The following is a 14,135-nucleotide window of genomic DNA, read 5'->3' as shown; positions in this document are numbered from 1 at the left end:
CCCGCGCTGAACAGGAGATCCCCATGCTGCGCACCGCCACCCATGATGCCTCGGTCGTGACCGTCACTTTCGATACAGGCGCACAGGCCCGCTTCCATGCCATTTGGCTACGCGACAACGCGCTAGACCCCGAAACCCGCGCCCCGGGAAACGGCCAGCGCCTGATCACTATCGGTGACATCCCCGCTGACATCTCGGTCAGCACCGCTGAGGTCCTCAATGGCGATTTGAATGTCACTTTCCAGCCCGAAAACAAGACCGTGACCTTCCCTGCCGATTGGCTGGCCGATCACGTCTATGATTCCGATCAGTCTCAGGAAACCCGTCGCACTGCCCCGGGTATCACCACTTGGGAACGCGGTATCGACGCGCCCAGCGCCGATTGGGCCGAAGTTCACATCAACCCCGCGACCAAGCGCAACTGGCTGGCCGCAGTGGCCGAGTTCGGCTTCGCCAAACTGACAGGCGGCCCAACCGAGCCCGAGTCGCTACTGAAAGTGGCCGATCTGTTCGGCTATGTTCGCGAGACCAATTACGGCCCCTATTTTGAGGTACGGACTGAGGTGAACCCTACCAACCTCGCCTATACCGGGCTGGGTCTGCAGGCCCACACCGACAACCCCTATCGCGATCCGGTGCCGACGCTGCAAATCCTCTATTGCCTGGAAAACAGCGCCGAGGGTGGGGATTCCATCGTGGTCGACGGTTTCCGTGCTGCCGAAAAGCTGCGTGAACAAAACTCCGAAGGTTTCGCCCTTCTGGCGGGTTATCCGGCACGATTTGAGTACAAAGGTTCGGACGGGGTCTGCCTGCGTGCGCGCCGCCCGATGATTGAGCTATCGCCGGATGGCGAGCTGGTTGGCATCAGATTCAATAACCGTTCCTCGGCGCCTTTCGTAGACATCCCGTTCGACAAGATGGAAGCCTATTACGCCGCCTATCGCCAGTTGGGCGAGATTATCGACGACCCGGCCATGGGCGTGTCGTTCAAGCTGGAGCCGGGCGAAAGTTTCATCGTCGACAACACCCGCGTGCTGCACGCGCGTCTGGGCTACTCCGGCGCGGGCTCGCGTTGGTTGCAGGGGTGTTACGCCGACAAGGACGGGTTGCTGTCTACGCTCGCGGCGATGGAAATGGCGCAACCGGAGGCGGCAGAATGAAACCCGATTTCTCGACCCTGAACCGCGACAACATCGTCGCGTTCATTGGTGACATCTTCGAGCGTCGCGGCGGCGAGGAGTATCTGGGCGAACCCGTCACCATGGCAGAACACATGCTGCAAGGGGCGACTATTGCCGAACAGAACGGCATGCCCGAGGAAATCATCGTCGGTGCCTTGCTACATGACATCGGCCACTTCACATCGGAATTCGGCACTTACCATCCTGACGACACCGAGGATCGCCATCATGAGGACGCGGGTGCCGAGGTGCTGGAGCAGTTCTTCCCCTCGGTCATCACCGATTGCTGTCGCTATCACGTGGCTGCCAAGCGCTATCTCTGCGCCACGAAACCCGAGTATTTCAACCGCCTGTCGACCGCATCGGTCCATACGCTGGAACTGCAGGGCGGTCCGATGAATGCCGAGGAAGTCGCCGCGTTCGAGGCCAATCCGAACCTGAAAGAGATCGTTCAGGTCCGCTATCTCGACGAGGCGGGCAAGCGCGCCGATATGGAAACCCCGGACTTTGCCCATTTCGCCCCGATGGTGCAGCGTATGGTCGACAGACATATGGAGATCGCATGAACGCCCCCGAGTACATATTCGAGGCCAGCACCAAGCCTTCGCTGCCCTGGCATGAGGTGCCGCTGATCCGTGCCACCGATGCCTCTGTCAAAGGTTATGGCTGTCTGGTCGACGACCCCGAAGGCTTCGAGATCGAGATCACCCGCTGGCCGCAACAGGGCTGGCGGCCCATCGACGAAGGCACCGGTGACGAAGGCGGTTGGGTCGAGGGCACCTTTCACGGTGAATGGAAGGGCGATGTGCTTTACGGTGAGAACGAAGCGGTCAATGGCCACTATGTTCTGGGCTGGTCGACCGACCCGCAGCAGGCGCAGACCGCTCGGCAAACAGCGCCGCGCGATCAGGTGCTCTTGTGGCATATGAACTATCACCCGGATGGGGGGCAGATGTTCTGGCCGCTGGACAACAAGCCCTTCATCATCCCCGCCGCCCTGCCTGGCGACAACCTGACACCGGAAAAGGTCGTGGCCTTCTGGTGCGACGGCTCGCGTGGCCTCTATATCCATCCCTGCATCTGGCATGAGGGGATATTCCCGGTCGAAGACAGCCAACGCTTCCTCGACCGTCAGGGCGCAGTTCACGCCCGGGTCAGCGCCGATATCGGCAAGGAATTCGGCGTCTACCTCGCCTGCCCATTGAGCGCAGACAAGATCAGAGATCTCTGAGGATGTGCCCTTCGGGGCGTGTTTCAGAATCCCTTAACGTTTGCCCCAAACTTCTGCGATACTCTCCTTGTGCGTGTACAAGGGAGGCGCAGATGAGACTAAATCGACGGAAAGTTGTACAGCTGGGAACCGCAGCCTCGATGAGTGCGGCGCTTCCCCGGTTTGCCGCTGGTGCAGCCGGTCAGAATGAGGCGTTCGAGGCGCAGTTCGCCGACACGTTGAATCGCCTGCGCGCGGGTTTTGGCGCGCTTGGTTTTACGGAGATGGAACCGCTATCGATTGCCACCGGAAATCCGAGCTACAACGGCGGCCTGCGGCATGATTTCGATCAATCCGCCCTGCCGACTAGTGCTTTCATCATTCAACCTCTGGCCCGCGTCGGTGATATCAACGAGAAAACCCGCCCCGATGTGCTGCCCCTGTTTCACGAGGTCGGGTGCCACCCGGACGGCACGGTCACGGGTCGCGATACCACCCAGCTGATGCTACGTCTGCTGACCGATACATTTGGCCTCGAACCATCCCGCATCGCGTTTGTCAGCGTCCCGCAGGCCAATGATATGCGCCCCGTTTTGGACGCTTTGGACCTGCCCTTTGACCAAAAGGTGCTATTGCGGGATGAGGCTGAGGCATTGGCCGCCCGCGATGCCTCGGGCTATTTCTTTCCCGACCCGTTCGGTGAGGATTACTTGGTCACGATGGGCGTCTATTACCGCATCGGCGACGGGGATGAGCTTGCACCTGCAGCCTATCCCCCATCAGCCATCTGGACAGAGATCGGAGAGATCATCATCGGCGGGGAAGCCGCGCCTTTGGGAGTCTCGATCGGCGCCGAACGGCTGACCTATGCGCTGACGGGACTGTTCCCCACATGGGATGAGCGGCTCAGCTCTTTGTTCGCGCAGGTTGAACAGGACGGAGCGGAGCCGCCCGGACTTGCTGCTTTCCGCTAAGCGTCCGTCGTCAGTGCGCTTTGGTGCGCATCGCGTTTTCGCGCGATCCAGACCTGCAGGGCGATCAGGTATGGAACAAAGAACGCAAAGTTTTGTGCGAGGTCGAACGGGCCCGAGAAATCAGGCTCGGATCCCAGGCCACCGGTCAGCAGATACCAAACAGTATAATGCGCACGGTAGAGCCAGGAGCCCAGCGCCAGCCAGAACAACCGCAGACCCCAGGCCCAATGGCCCGCACGATTTCCAACCAATGCGTTGTGCGCCACCATCAGGGCTGCGGTGAACAGGCAGAGGCCATAGAGGAAGAAGGCGGCAGACATAACCGGCCCTCCAATTGTCCCGCGCAGAGGGATATAGATCATCCCCGCCACGCCGGTGATAAGCGCAAGAGTCACCAGCAGTTTTCCTAGCAGGCGATGGAAACCGGTGAACCTGAGCCGAACACTTTTCAGCAACTGCAATGGAACCAGCATCACCAACAGCGTACCTGCAAAGATGTGCAACATCATGGCCGCGTTGCCGACGCCCTGCTCATTTGCAAACAAGTAGCTCTGCTGAGGGGCATTTTCGGACAAGCCAATGCCGATCATACCAAAACCATGCACAACAAACGGCAACAGTGTCAGATAGAACACCGTCAGCATCAGGCCGGTTGCCAGTTTCGCCTTTAAGGAGCGCATGCCGAAAGTCTAGCGCCGACGGGCGATCCGTCCATGGGTTCAGAGCCCGAGCACATCCACCATATCGTACTGACCCGGGGCCTTGCCCTGCCCCCAAAGTGCCGCCTTCAGCGCGCCACGAGCAAAGATTGCGCGGTCGGTAGCCAGATGGCGCAGAACGATGCGCTCGCCGGGGGCGGCGAACAGGACGTCGTGTTCACCCACGATGTCGCCGCCGCGAATGGCGTGGAAACCGATTTGACCACGTTGCCGTGCCCCGGTGATACCGTCGCGGCCCCGGTCAGCCACGTCCGCCAGCTTGACACCACGCCCTTCGGCGGCGGCCTCTCCCAACATCAGCGCAGTGCCCGAGGGCGCATCGACCTTGTGGTGGTGGTGGCCTTCGATGACTTCGATATCGAAATCCTCGTCCAGCGCTGCGGCAACTTTCTTGGTCAGCTGTACCAGCAGGTTGACCCCGAGGCTCATATTTCCGGCCCGAACGATCACCGCATGGCGCGCGGCTGGTTCCAGCGCCGCGATCTGCTCATCACTCATGCCGGTGGTGCCAATGATATGCACACAGCGCGCTTGCGCGGCCAGCGCGGCAAATTCCAAAGTCGCCTCGGGCGCGGTGAAGTCGATCACCGCCTGTGCCTGCGCGAAGGCCTCCAGCGGATCGTCGGTGACGGTGACGCCCAACGCTTGGCCGCCCATTGCAGTACCCACGTCTTGACCAACCCAGTCGTGGCCTGTGCGTTCTACCACGCCAACCAGACGCGCCTGATCGCTGTCGGTCACGGTCTTGATCAGCATCTGCCCCATACGGCCCGAAGCCCCTGTGATGACGATCCCCGGAATATGGGTCATTGCGCTGGTCCTTTTCGCTAAGTCGGCTCAAAGCCTCCTACCCCGTTCGCGCCCGCTTGGCAAAGCCCTGCTTTGCGCTTAGATCGGGGGAATGGCAAAGAACAAATTCCACGATGGCCCCGGCCCGTCCCAACGACAGCTGCGCGTCGGCGAACTGATCCGCCGCACCCTGTCCGAGGTTCTGGCGCGCGGAGATGTCCACGACCCCGACCTGAACCGCATGTCGATCACCGTGGGAGAGGTCCGTACCTCGCCCGATCTGAAGATCGCCACCGCCTATGTGCTGCCCCTGGGCGGCAAAGGGCAGGAAGACGTGATCGACCTGCTGGCTCGCAACAAGGGCGAGCTGCGGCGCGTAGTCGGCAAGAAGCTGAACCTGAAATTCTCGCCCGACCTGCGGTTCCGTCTGGATGACACGTTCGACCGTCTGGACGACACCCGCCGCATGTTCGAACAGGACGCGGTGCGCCGCGATCTGGACGAGTGATCCGCACGCTTGTCACATTGGGCGCTGTCCTTTGGGCTGCGCAAGCTTCTGCAGTCACCTGCGAGAAGCTGACCCATGAAGATAAGCGCTACACGGTCTGCGAGGTGGACGCGTCCGCGGCGGACCTACGCCTGTTTCTGAACGATGAGAACGACGAAGTGCTCGGCCATTTCTCTGCGGTGAACGAGGTTCTAGAGCCTCAGGGCAAACGGCTGGCTTTCGCGATGAATGCGGGCATGTACCATGACGACCGCTCACCCGTCGGCCATTACGTCGAAGACGGCCAGGAGCAGATGCGGGTGATCTCAAATGCCGGACCTGGCAATTTCGGATTGCTGCCTAATGGCGTGTTCTGCATCCGTGAAAGCCGCGCTGATGTGTTCGAGACATTGGACTTCGTTGATCAGGCGCCCGAGTGCCGCTTTGCCACCCAATCCGGTCCCATGCTGGTGATCGACGGAGAATTGCACCCGCGCTTTCTGCCCGATTCAACCTCGCGCTACATCCGCAACGGGGTGGGCACCAGTGCCGATGGCACCCGCGCTGTGTTCGCGATCTCAGACGACTACGTAACCTTCCACGAATTCGGCGGCCTGTTCCGCGACGTGCTGAAGACGCCGAATGCGCTGTTCCTCGATGGCAACATTTCCCGCATGTATGAGCGCGCCGGCAACCGGTCGGATATCGGGTTCTCGTTAGGCCCCATCGTGGGTGTGGTCGAAGACGCACCCTGAAATTGACAGCGCCTGAGCGATCCGCTAGGTCGCGCGCCTTAGCAAGATTCAAGGTGCAAGATGGGACGCAAACGCAAGGGACGAGACATTTCCGGTTGGCTGGTGGTGGACAAGCCCGCGGGCATGACCTCGACCGCGGTGGTCAACAAGGTGCGTTGGGCCATGGACGCCAAGAAAGCGGGCCATGCGGGTACTCTGGACCCTGAAGCGACCGGTGTTCTGGCCGTAGCTTTGGGAGAGGCTACCAAGACCGTTCCTTATATCACCGACGCTTTGAAAGCTTACACCTTCACCGTGCGGCTGGGTCAGGCCACCAACACCGACGATGCCGAGGGCGAAGTGATTGCGGCAAGCGATGCGCGCCCGTCGGATGATGACATCAAGGCGGCGCTGGCTCCGTTCCTGGGCGACATCATGCAGGTCCCGCCCAAGTTCTCAGCCGTGAAGATCGATGGTCAGCGTGCCTATAAGTTGGCCCGCGATGGCGAGGATGTGGAGCTGACCGCCCGCCCCTTGTGGGTCGAAGAACTGATCCTCGTTGATCGGCCTGATGAAGATCACGTGGTGCTAGAGATGACCTGTGGCAAAGGTGGATACGTCCGCTCGATCGCGCGGGATCTGGGTGAGGCGTTGGGCTGTCACGGCCACGTCAAGGAACTCCGCCGCATCTGGTCCGGCCCGTTTGAGGTCGAGGATGGGTTGTCCATCGAACAGATCGACGAGATGGCCAAGACCGAGGTGCTGGACGACTACCTGCACCCGCTGGAAACCGGCCTGTCGGACCTGCCCGAGCTGAAATGCACCCCCGAAGGCGCCTCCCGTCTGCGCAACGGCAATCCGGGCATGGTTCTGGCTTCGGACGTGGAATATGGCGATGAGGCATGGGCCTCGCTCGACGGCAAGGCCGTGGCGGTGGGCATCTACAAATCCGGCGAGCTACATCCAAGCCGGGTGTTCGTCACCTGAACTCCGTGCTAGGCGATAGGCATGATTACCCGAACGCATACCAAGGGCGATGCGCCCTCGACCGCCGTCTACTCGGATTGCGAGAAGTACCGCTATAGCCTGACCCGTGTTTGGGATCCGGTGGGGCGCAAGGCGCTGTTTGTGATGCTGAACCCGTCCACCGCGACCGAGGTGCAGAACGACCCCACAGTCGAGCGCTGCGAACGCCGCGCGCGGGCGCTGGGGTTCGGGGCGTTTCAGGTCACCAACATCTTCGCCTGGCGCGACACCGACCCGCGCAAGATGCGCGCCGCCGCCGATCCGGTGGGCCCCGAAAATGACGCAGCCATTCTGGAAGGCGTGGAATGGGCTGATCAGGTCATCGCCGGATGGGGCACGCATGGCGCACATCTGGACCGGGGTCCGGCGGTTGAGGCGCTACTGCGCGGTACCGGGCAGCCTCTGTTCCATCTGGGGCTTTCCAAGGCCGGGCACCCGAAACACCCGCTCTATATCGCCTACACCCAGCAGCCCGAGCCGTGGTGACAAAGGGTTAACCACGCCTCCAACTTGGCTTTGACCAAGCGCCTGAGAACATGGGATATTTCACGCTCGAAGCAGTGTGCTTGCGGAGGGTATCATGTTTCTCATCGGATTGTTCGGGCTGGCCGCAATGGGTGGCGCGGCATATGCTATGGGAGATCTCCTCGCCCCAGAAGAAGAAGATGAAGACGACCGCATCGAAGAAACGGCCGAGGAAGACGTACCCGAGGGTAATCTCCTGGATCCCGACGAAAACATCGACGAACCGGCAGACCCCGAAGAGGTTGGCACGGGCGAAATCATCTCGGAACATGAAGGCGATCTGATCATTGCCGGAGACGAGGGCACGGATGCCCTGACCGGGAAAGAAGGCAATGATCAGATCAACGGATATGGCGGTGACGATCAGATCGACGGTGGCGCCGGGAATGATGTCCTGCATGGTGGCGTGGGCGAAGATGTTCTGATGGGCAACGCCGGGAATGATGTTTTGCACGGCGAAGCGGGGGCGGATGTCTTGCTTGGAGAGTCTGGCAACGACATTTTGTACGGCCATTTCGGCGCGGACAATCTGCAAGGTGGCGAGGGTGATGATGCCCTTTATGGCGGTCAGGATGACGATACGCTTGAGGGCGGCGAAGGTGACGACGCACTACAAGGCGGCAAGGGTGCAGATTACCTGGCTGGTGGCGCAGGCGAAGACGCTCTGTTCGGGGGAGATGGGGATGACGTTCTAACCGGCGAAGACGGCCCGGACGACGACACACGCGACTTCCTGAATGGCGGGGCGGGCGATGATATCCTGATCGCTCATGATGGCGATGTGGTGACGGGCGGCAGCGGCAGCGACAGCGTTGTGGTTCAAGCGGCACCCGAACAGGACGGCGTGACAATTATGGATTTTGAGGTGGGTCAAGACAAGCTGCTGGTCACTTGGGACAGCGCTGATGATCCGGAAATCGGGATTGAAAAAGATAGCGAAAACAACGACCTGACCCAAGTAAACATCAACGGGGAAACGATTGCTCAGCTCTATGGTGCCGAAGGGTTTTCAGCCGAAGACATTCAACTGGTGACTGAAGAGTATCTGGCGCAACTGACCGCAACCGGTTAACCCATCAGAATCCCTTTGCCATTCGCAGCAAAAGCGCCTATACGCGCCCATCCGCATCGGAATCGGTGCGGTTTTCTCCATGGGCCTTTGCTGGACGACATCCCGGCCTGCGCCATCAACTCTAACCTTTAAAGGAGACCCCGATGTCGATCACTGCCGCTGAAAAAGCACGCGTCATGAAAGAATTCGCAACCAAGGACGGCGACACCGGTTCGCCTGAAGTCCAGGTTGCCATCCTGACCTCGCGCATCACCACCCTGACCGAGCACTTCAAGACCCACAAGAAAGACAACCACGGTCGTCGTGGTCTGCTGAAGATGGTTGCCCAGCGCCGTAAGCTGCTGGACTACCTGAAGGGCAAAGAAGAGGCGCGTTACCAGGACCTGATCAAAAAGCTGGGCATCCGCCGCTAAGCGCGTTTTGTCCGAGTTGTACACGGTCTGAAGATCGTTTCTTCCAATTTGTACATCTCTTACGCCCGCCATTTTGGCGGGCGTTTTTCTTCCGGATGGGCCACTAAGCCGACTTTCGCTGCGGGTGCGCAACGGTTCTCTTCTTGCGGCAGCTTTGCGCAAAAAGCGAACACTACAAAGTTGGTTAATTTCAGAGTAAGCACTTCTTGTCTGGTATCAGTTTGTTGACTGAGCACTTAGTTTCTCATCAACGGCGATTGCCAACTCATACATTACGTTTTTTACTGCTTCCTCAAACTTGAGGTAGTAATCAAAATCCGGGATGATATCGCGTTCACCGTGAGCAATCTTGTTTCGACGGCTAACTAAAGTACTTATTGCCCTCGAGTTCGGGCTCAGGGTTTCTAACTGTAAATCAGCATCAGTTATCAGCCGTTCCAGAACAGTCGGCCAAAGGTTGGCCTCTGTGTCAACCTCTGGGAAACTGGCCGTTTTGGACAACACATCGGATTCGAAGCTTCGAATGCTCGAGAGCAGGTCAGCGGGTGGCAGATTTCTAAGTGCTTTTAGCTCACTGGCAAGCGCGAATACTTGTGTGCTCGGTGCTAAGTCGCTGCAAAGAGAACCCGTGTTCCCAACGGCGTCATAGAAGACTGTGAGTGCAAATTTACAAAAACCTTCAAAGTGAGCGTACAGCATTGACCAAGCGGAACGAAAAAGCACACGTCTCGTTCGTTCGGGAAGACTGCTGTCTGCCAGCATTACTCTGAGAACAGCCATTTCAGCCTCGCGCCAGTCGAGGTCATGTTCTATCTCATTAATGGGCGTCATGCGGCTACAAGCGCATCACTTACCAACTGGATGCGAATGTCCATCTTTTCTTTGGAATTTGCTCCCGGCCCACTGGCCGCTTTGAAATCGGCTTGCTCAAAAGTGTTGCTGAGCGCTGATTTCAACGCTTCAGGGGATTTCCCTTGAAACTGCGCCAAGTCTCCGTCAACTGCTCCAACCACGGCCTCAAAGTAAGCTGGCGCAAGCCGCCCGAAGGCATCGCCATCCCGCGATCTTGAGAAAGCCGCGTCTCCGAAGTTGGCTGCGACAAAATCAAAAAATGCCTCGAAGTCTGTAGTGTCGCTCATTGCATTGCTTCTACCGAAGAGTATCTCTTCCATGAATTCATCAAGCCACCGCCGGACATTTCCCCGGAAACCGTCGCGGAACGATCTGACAGCAAAGTACCTGAGAACAAGTTCTTCGTCTGCTCTCTTTTCCAAATCTGGTTCTGGTATCCGCGACGTTGCTACCTTGAAGTTGGGTAGGCCGGAAAGGCGTTGAAGCTCGGCGTAGAAGTCAGAGCCACCTGATATCATGCGAGACGAACAGTTGCGGATTTCTTGTGCGGACAGCAATGAACCACCCGTATTCAACCGTTTGAACATCTCGTACTTTACATAATCGTCGCCGCTCTTCTTAATGATAGTTGCCCTTATGGGTGTGCGCTTGAAGCCAAGACGTATGGATGTGCTGAAGTCGTCAAACTTCATACCGTTAATTTCATCCAGTATGTCGCAACCTTCCAAAACCAAGTCATCTTGTTCAACTGCGCTTCCATCTAAAAACTGAAGAACCGAGCTTGTTCGCTGCAAACCATCGATGAGTTCTAACACCCCATCTTTGTCTTCAATAAGAAATATGGGCGGAATCGGTAGCCTTAGTAACACCGACTCTATCAAGCGGGACCTTTGTTCCACGGACCAACGAAATAGCCTTTGATATTCAGGCTGAATAACGATTTCACCATCTTTGTGCAGATTTAGAATCTCCCCAAATGACAGATCCAAGGACTCTGTTCTAATTTCTTTGCTTTCAATGCTTTCCACGATTTTGTCTTCCCGTATGCTTCTGAGTGCCTGAGAGCTATTCTTTCTTGCTCGCAAACTACCAAGCATATTCAACAAGTCCAGCAGAGGGTTCTGTGCCAGCACTGAACAAGCTATGTCGGCTTCGGTGTGCGAACGGACCAATGCGATTGCAGTACATGGCATAAACGTAGAAGACCGGTCAGGGCTCTTTGCCAGTCCATGCGGTCCGCAGTGAAGGACGGCAGAGAGCCCAAAGCTGACCGCTAAGTAAAATCCAGGTTCCCATTTTTGTGAGTGTTCTGGTCTTCGTGTCGGCAGTTCGATAAGTAGCGACTAGTTAGGACAAGGTAGAAAAAACATGGTGCTAACCAGATGACCGAACGTGCTCAACCGTTATTGGCGACGCTCATTGATGCCGACAATGTACCAGCCAGATTTGCGGAAGCAATTCTCAAGGAGGTAGCTTCAATAGGCGAACCCGCGCTTAGACGAGTTTATGGCGATTGGACCAGTAGTCGGCTGTCAGGTTGGTCGGAGAAAATCCTATCGTTGGGTCTTGTTGCACACCAGCAGACCGCCAATACGTCGGGTAAGAACGCATCTGATATAGGCCTTGTGATAGATGCGATGGACATCTTACATGGAGGTCGGTTCGACGGGTTTGTATTGGTTTCTTCCGATAGTGATTTCACAAGTCTAGCCAATCGTCTCAGAGAGGATGGCTTAATGGTGATTGGCATCGGAGAGAAAAAGACTCCGGAACCACTTCGGAACGTGTGCAACCGGTTCATTTTTATTGAAAACCTTGTAGCAGACGAAAGCGAAGCCAAGAAACTGGCTTCTGCAAAGGAGCAGCCCCAAAAAGCCGCAAAGTTACTCTTGGATGCTATGGCTCGTATCCAACAAGATGACGAGTGGTTTCACCTTGGGCAACTTGGCCAGTCAGTAGTAGCTGCACATCCAGATTTTGATGCTCGGACCTACGGAAAGGGAAAACTGAGCGATCTTGTAGCTGCGATCAAAGGCTTCGAAACGAAGAGACAGGGCAACAGCCTCTTCGTTCGTTACGTCCAGCCAAGTACAAAATCCTGAAAAAAATTCACTTACCTTCAACCTGACCGACCGTTTTGTCCCGCATCGCTGGAATTCCAAAGTTCACTTATGGATGTCCGGTTTGAGCTGTTAGCGACCTGCTGCATGAGCAAAGTCCCAAAGCACGATTAATGGCCGGTTAGGGCTCATAACATCCCGCAACCCGCACAAAAAACGCCCGCCAAAGGGCGGGCGTTTTGGTTTGGCAACGTCAAGATTTACATCTTGGCTTTCTCGGATTTCAGCGCCAGCCACAGGCAGTAGCACATCATCAGAACCACCAGCGTGAACGGGATGCCGGTCGAGACCGCGGCACCTTGCAGGGCCGAGAGACCTCCGCCCAGCAGCAAGGCGATGGCCACCAACCCTTCGAGCGTGCACCAGAACACGCGCTGGATCACCGGCGCGTCCATCTTGCCGCCTGCGGTGATCGTGTCGATCACCAGAGACCCTGAGTCAGACGAGGTGACAAAGAACACCACGATCAGGATCAACGCGATGGGGGCGATGATGCCATAAAGCGGAAGCTCCTTGAGGAAGCCGAACAGTGCGCCTTCGGGGGCGTAGCTGTCGATCACCGTGGCGCGGACACCTTCGGCTCCGCCTGCGTTCAGCATGTCGATGGCGGCACCACCGAAGGTCGACATCCACAGGGCACAGACCGCTGTGGGCGCCAGCAGCGCGCAGATGACAAACTCACGCACCGTGCGACCCTTGGAGATGCGGGCGATGAACATGCCCACGAAAGGCGACCAAGCAATCCACCATGCCCAGTAGAAGGTCGTCCAGCCGTGGAAATAGCTGGTGTCTTCGCGTCCGAACGGGTTCGAAAGTGCAGGAAGGTGGAACACGTAATCGACCATCACGTTGAAATACCGCGCGATGGCGGTGCCGATGCCGGTGACGGCGATGACAAAGATGAACAGGCCCACGGCCATGATCATGTTGATCTCGCTCAGCCGTTTGACGCCCGCATCCATGCCCATCAGAACCGAGCCAAGCGCAATCGCGGTGATGCCGATAATCAGCAGGACCACCACCGTTGGGCTGGGTTCGATGCCGAACACCTCATACAGCCCCGCCGCGACCTGCTGCGCGCCCAGACCCAGTGATGTGGTCAGGCCAAAGAGCGTGGCAAACACCGCCAGCGTGTCAATCATGTGACCCCACCAGCCCCAGACGCGCTCACCCAGGATCGGGTAGAATGCGGACCGCAGGGTCAATGGCAGGCCGAGGTTGTAGCTGAAGATCGCGAGGCTCAGACCGACGGCGGCGTAAACCGCCCAGCCTTCTAGACCCCAGTGGTGGATCGTGCCCACGATACCGGCATATTCATTGCCGGGCACCGCGATATCGATGCCCAATGGGGCGGCGTTACCGCCTTCGGCAAAATTGTAATAGACCGGCTCCATCACGCCAAAGAACAGCAGCCCGATACCGATGCCAGCCGCGAACATCATCGCGATCCATCCCGCGTAGGAATAGTCAGGCTTGGCGTCCTTGCCGCCGATCCGCACCTTGCCCACCGGCAGGATGATCAGCACCAGACAGAACAGGGTAATCGCATCGACCGACAGCACGAGGAACCAGTCAAACGTGCTGGTCAGCCATGGTCTGAGCCAACCGAAAAAGGTAGCTGCGGCCTCTTGGTTGGCCAATGCGATCAGGACGAACGCAAAGATCAATATACTGGAAATCAGGAAAACCGGATTGTGGATATCGAGCCCGAACGGGCGCACATTATCCTGCCCCAGTTCATACTCGGTTTCGAAGTCGTAGATCCGTGGATCGGGATCCAGCATTTTCTTGGTTTGAGCCATACTTCGCCCCTCTGTTCGCAAGCTGCAAACGCCAAGGTAGTCGGCCGGGTGACGGTTATGAGTGTATTGCCCCCTTGGCGCGTTTCCGTCTGTTCGACCGCGGGTTCAGTGGTAACAGCCTACACTGCAATCAGTTTTTATCAAAATGCATTTATATTCTTAAAGATGTAGGGCTAAAAATGTTGATGTTCTGCAGTCACCGAAACAGCGTTGTACAGGGTTCTCAAAAAC

At 57.6% G+C, this 14,135-nt stretch carries 16 protein-coding genes; 11 read left to right on the top strand and 5 right to left on the bottom strand.

The window, feature by feature from the left end; genetic code table 11:
• The first annotated feature begins 23 nt into the window (after positions 1-23).
• From tmpA to ACR3EM_RS15905, 4 genes are all read left to right on the top strand, one after another.
• Positions 24-1,160 (top strand): 2-trimethylaminoethylphosphonate dioxygenase, encoded by a 1,137-nt coding sequence (gene tmpA, locus ACR3EM_RS15920; RefSeq protein WP_480471616.1) that lies wholly within the window; start codon positions 24-26, stop codon positions 1,158-1,160.
• Positions 1,157-1,747, top strand: coding sequence for a (R)-1-hydroxy-2-trimethylaminoethylphosphonate oxygenase (gene tmpB / locus ACR3EM_RS15915; protein ID WP_480471615.1), 591 nt, complete (start codon positions 1,157-1,159; stop codon positions 1,745-1,747). Before tmpA ends, tmpB begins: the two co-directional genes overlap by 4 nt.
• A complete protein-coding gene (locus ACR3EM_RS15910) occupies positions 1,744-2,412 on the top strand; it encodes an ureidoglycolate lyase (protein ID WP_480471614.1) in 669 nt (222 codons plus the stop codon). The genes tmpB and ACR3EM_RS15910 overlap by 4 nt, the downstream gene beginning before the upstream one ends.
• A 92-nt stretch (positions 2,413-2,504) precedes the next feature.
• Positions 2,505-3,365: a hypothetical protein gene (locus ACR3EM_RS15905; RefSeq protein ID WP_480471613.1), complete on the top strand. Its 861-nt coding sequence runs from the start codon at positions 2,505-2,507 to the stop codon at positions 3,363-3,365.
• On the opposite strand, the gene ACR3EM_RS15900 is transcribed toward ACR3EM_RS15905, so the two are convergent.
• The gene (locus tag ACR3EM_RS15900; RefSeq protein ID WP_480471612.1) at positions 3,362-4,045 is read right to left on the bottom strand and encodes a DUF2306 domain-containing protein; all 684 of its coding nucleotides are present in this window, start codon (positions 4,043-4,045) and stop codon (positions 3,362-3,364) included. The two genes, ACR3EM_RS15905 and ACR3EM_RS15900, sit on opposite strands and share 4 nt — an antisense overlap.
• Positions 4,046-4,084: 39 nt before the next feature.
• Positions 4,085-4,894 carry a 4-hydroxy-tetrahydrodipicolinate reductase gene (dapB, locus tag ACR3EM_RS15895; protein ID WP_480471611.1) on the bottom strand — a complete coding sequence of 270 codons (810 nt, stop codon included), beginning with the start codon at positions 4,892-4,894 and terminating at the stop codon, positions 4,085-4,087.
• 91 nt (positions 4,895-4,985) lie between these two features.
• Here dapB and rbfA point away from each other — a divergent pair, with 91 nt between their 5' ends.
• The 6 genes from rbfA (at position 4,986) to rpsO (ending at position 9,130) form a co-directional block, all read left to right on the top strand.
• Positions 4,986-5,381: a 30S ribosome-binding factor RbfA gene (gene rbfA, locus ACR3EM_RS15890; RefSeq protein WP_480471610.1), complete on the top strand. Its 396-nt coding sequence runs from the start codon at positions 4,986-4,988 to the stop codon at positions 5,379-5,381.
• Entirely contained in the window at positions 5,378-6,115 is a 738-nt protein-coding gene (locus ACR3EM_RS15885) for a phosphodiester glycosidase family protein (protein ID WP_480471609.1), read from the top strand. The genes rbfA and ACR3EM_RS15885 overlap by 4 nt, the downstream gene beginning before the upstream one ends.
• 60 nt (positions 6,116-6,175) lie before the next feature.
• Positions 6,176-7,081 (top strand): tRNA pseudouridine(55) synthase TruB, encoded by a 906-nt coding sequence (truB, locus tag ACR3EM_RS15880; RefSeq protein WP_480471608.1) that lies wholly within the window; start codon positions 6,176-6,178, stop codon positions 7,079-7,081.
• A gap of 21 nt (positions 7,082-7,102) precedes the next feature.
• Complete coding sequence (locus ACR3EM_RS15875) at positions 7,103-7,606, top strand: DUF1643 domain-containing protein (protein ID WP_480471607.1); 504 nt, start codon at positions 7,103-7,105, stop codon at positions 7,604-7,606.
• 94 nt (positions 7,607-7,700) lie between these two features.
• Positions 7,701-8,717, top strand: coding sequence for a calcium-binding protein (locus ACR3EM_RS15870; RefSeq protein ID WP_480471606.1), 1,017 nt, complete (start codon positions 7,701-7,703; stop codon positions 8,715-8,717).
• A gap of 143 nt (positions 8,718-8,860) precedes the next feature.
• On the top strand, positions 8,861-9,130 hold the full coding sequence (gene rpsO, locus ACR3EM_RS15865; RefSeq protein WP_008757925.1) for a 30S ribosomal protein S15: 270 nt from the start codon (positions 8,861-8,863) through the stop codon (positions 9,128-9,130).
• Positions 9,131-9,346: 216 nt separating this feature from the next.
• Here rpsO and ACR3EM_RS15860 read toward each other — a convergent pair whose 3' ends face one another.
• On the bottom strand, positions 9,347-9,961 hold the full coding sequence (locus ACR3EM_RS15860) for an MAE_28990/MAE_18760 family HEPN-like nuclease (protein ID WP_480471605.1): 615 nt from the start codon (positions 9,959-9,961) through the stop codon (positions 9,347-9,349).
• Positions 9,958-11,010, bottom strand: coding sequence for a DUF262 domain-containing protein (locus ACR3EM_RS15855; protein ID WP_480471604.1), 1,053 nt, complete (start codon positions 11,008-11,010; stop codon positions 9,958-9,960). Before ACR3EM_RS15855 ends, ACR3EM_RS15860 begins: the two co-directional genes overlap by 4 nt.
• Positions 11,011-11,364: 354 nt before the next feature.
• Here ACR3EM_RS15855 and ACR3EM_RS15850 point away from each other — a divergent pair, with 354 nt between their 5' ends.
• Positions 11,365-12,084, top strand: a complete 720-nt coding sequence (locus ACR3EM_RS15850) for an NYN domain-containing protein (protein ID WP_480471603.1) — start codon at positions 11,365-11,367, stop codon at positions 12,082-12,084.
• A gap of 218 nt (positions 12,085-12,302) precedes the next feature.
• On the opposite strand, the gene ACR3EM_RS15845 is transcribed toward ACR3EM_RS15850, so the two are convergent.
• Entirely contained in the window at positions 12,303-13,904 is a 1,602-nt protein-coding gene (locus tag ACR3EM_RS15845; protein ID WP_480471602.1) for a BCCT family transporter, read from the bottom strand.
• Positions 13,905-14,135: the final 231 nt, after the last annotated feature.

The organism is Ruegeria sp. AH3, assembly GCF_056536265.1.
This window is presented reverse-complemented; position numbering and strand designations above follow the sequence as displayed.

Bases quoted from the DNA above. Each gene is read 5' to 3' on its own strand.
- ACR3EM_RS15910 (WP_480471614.1), top strand. From the start codon at position 1,744: ATGAACGCCCCCGAGTACATATTCGAGGCCAGCACCAAGCCTTCGCTG.
- tmpA (WP_480471616.1), top strand. From the start codon at position 24: ATGCTGCGCACCGCCACCCATGATGCCTCGGTCGTGACCGTCACTTTC.
- ACR3EM_RS15850 (WP_480471603.1), top strand. From the start codon at position 11,365: ATGACCGAACGTGCTCAACCGTTATTGGCGACGCTCATTGATGCCGAC.
- ACR3EM_RS15875 (WP_480471607.1), top strand. From the start codon at position 7,103: ATGATTACCCGAACGCATACCAAGGGCGATGCGCCCTCGACCGCCGTC.
- ACR3EM_RS15845 (WP_480471602.1), bottom strand. From the start codon at position 13,904: ATGGCTCAAACCAAGAAAATGCTGGATCCCGATCCACGGATCTACGAC.
- truB (WP_480471608.1), top strand. From the start codon at position 6,176: ATGGGACGCAAACGCAAGGGACGAGACATTTCCGGTTGGCTGGTGGTG.
- ACR3EM_RS15905 (WP_480471613.1), top strand. From the start codon at position 2,505: ATGAGACTAAATCGACGGAAAGTTGTACAGCTGGGAACCGCAGCCTCG.
- ACR3EM_RS15900 (WP_480471612.1), bottom strand. From the start codon at position 4,045: ATGCGCTCCTTAAAGGCGAAACTGGCAACCGGCCTGATGCTGACGGTG.
- tmpB (WP_480471615.1), top strand. From the start codon at position 1,157: ATGAAACCCGATTTCTCGACCCTGAACCGCGACAACATCGTCGCGTTC.
- ACR3EM_RS15860 (WP_480471605.1), bottom strand. From the start codon at position 9,961: ATGACGCCCATTAATGAGATAGAACATGACCTCGACTGGCGCGAGGCT.
- dapB (WP_480471611.1), bottom strand. From the start codon at position 4,894: ATGACCCATATTCCGGGGATCGTCATCACAGGGGCTTCGGGCCGTATG.
- rbfA (WP_480471610.1), top strand. From the start codon at position 4,986: ATGGCAAAGAACAAATTCCACGATGGCCCCGGCCCGTCCCAACGACAG.
- rpsO (WP_008757925.1), top strand. From the start codon at position 8,861: ATGTCGATCACTGCCGCTGAAAAAGCACGCGTCATGAAAGAATTCGCA.
- ACR3EM_RS15870 (WP_480471606.1), top strand. From the start codon at position 7,701: ATGTTTCTCATCGGATTGTTCGGGCTGGCCGCAATGGGTGGCGCGGCA.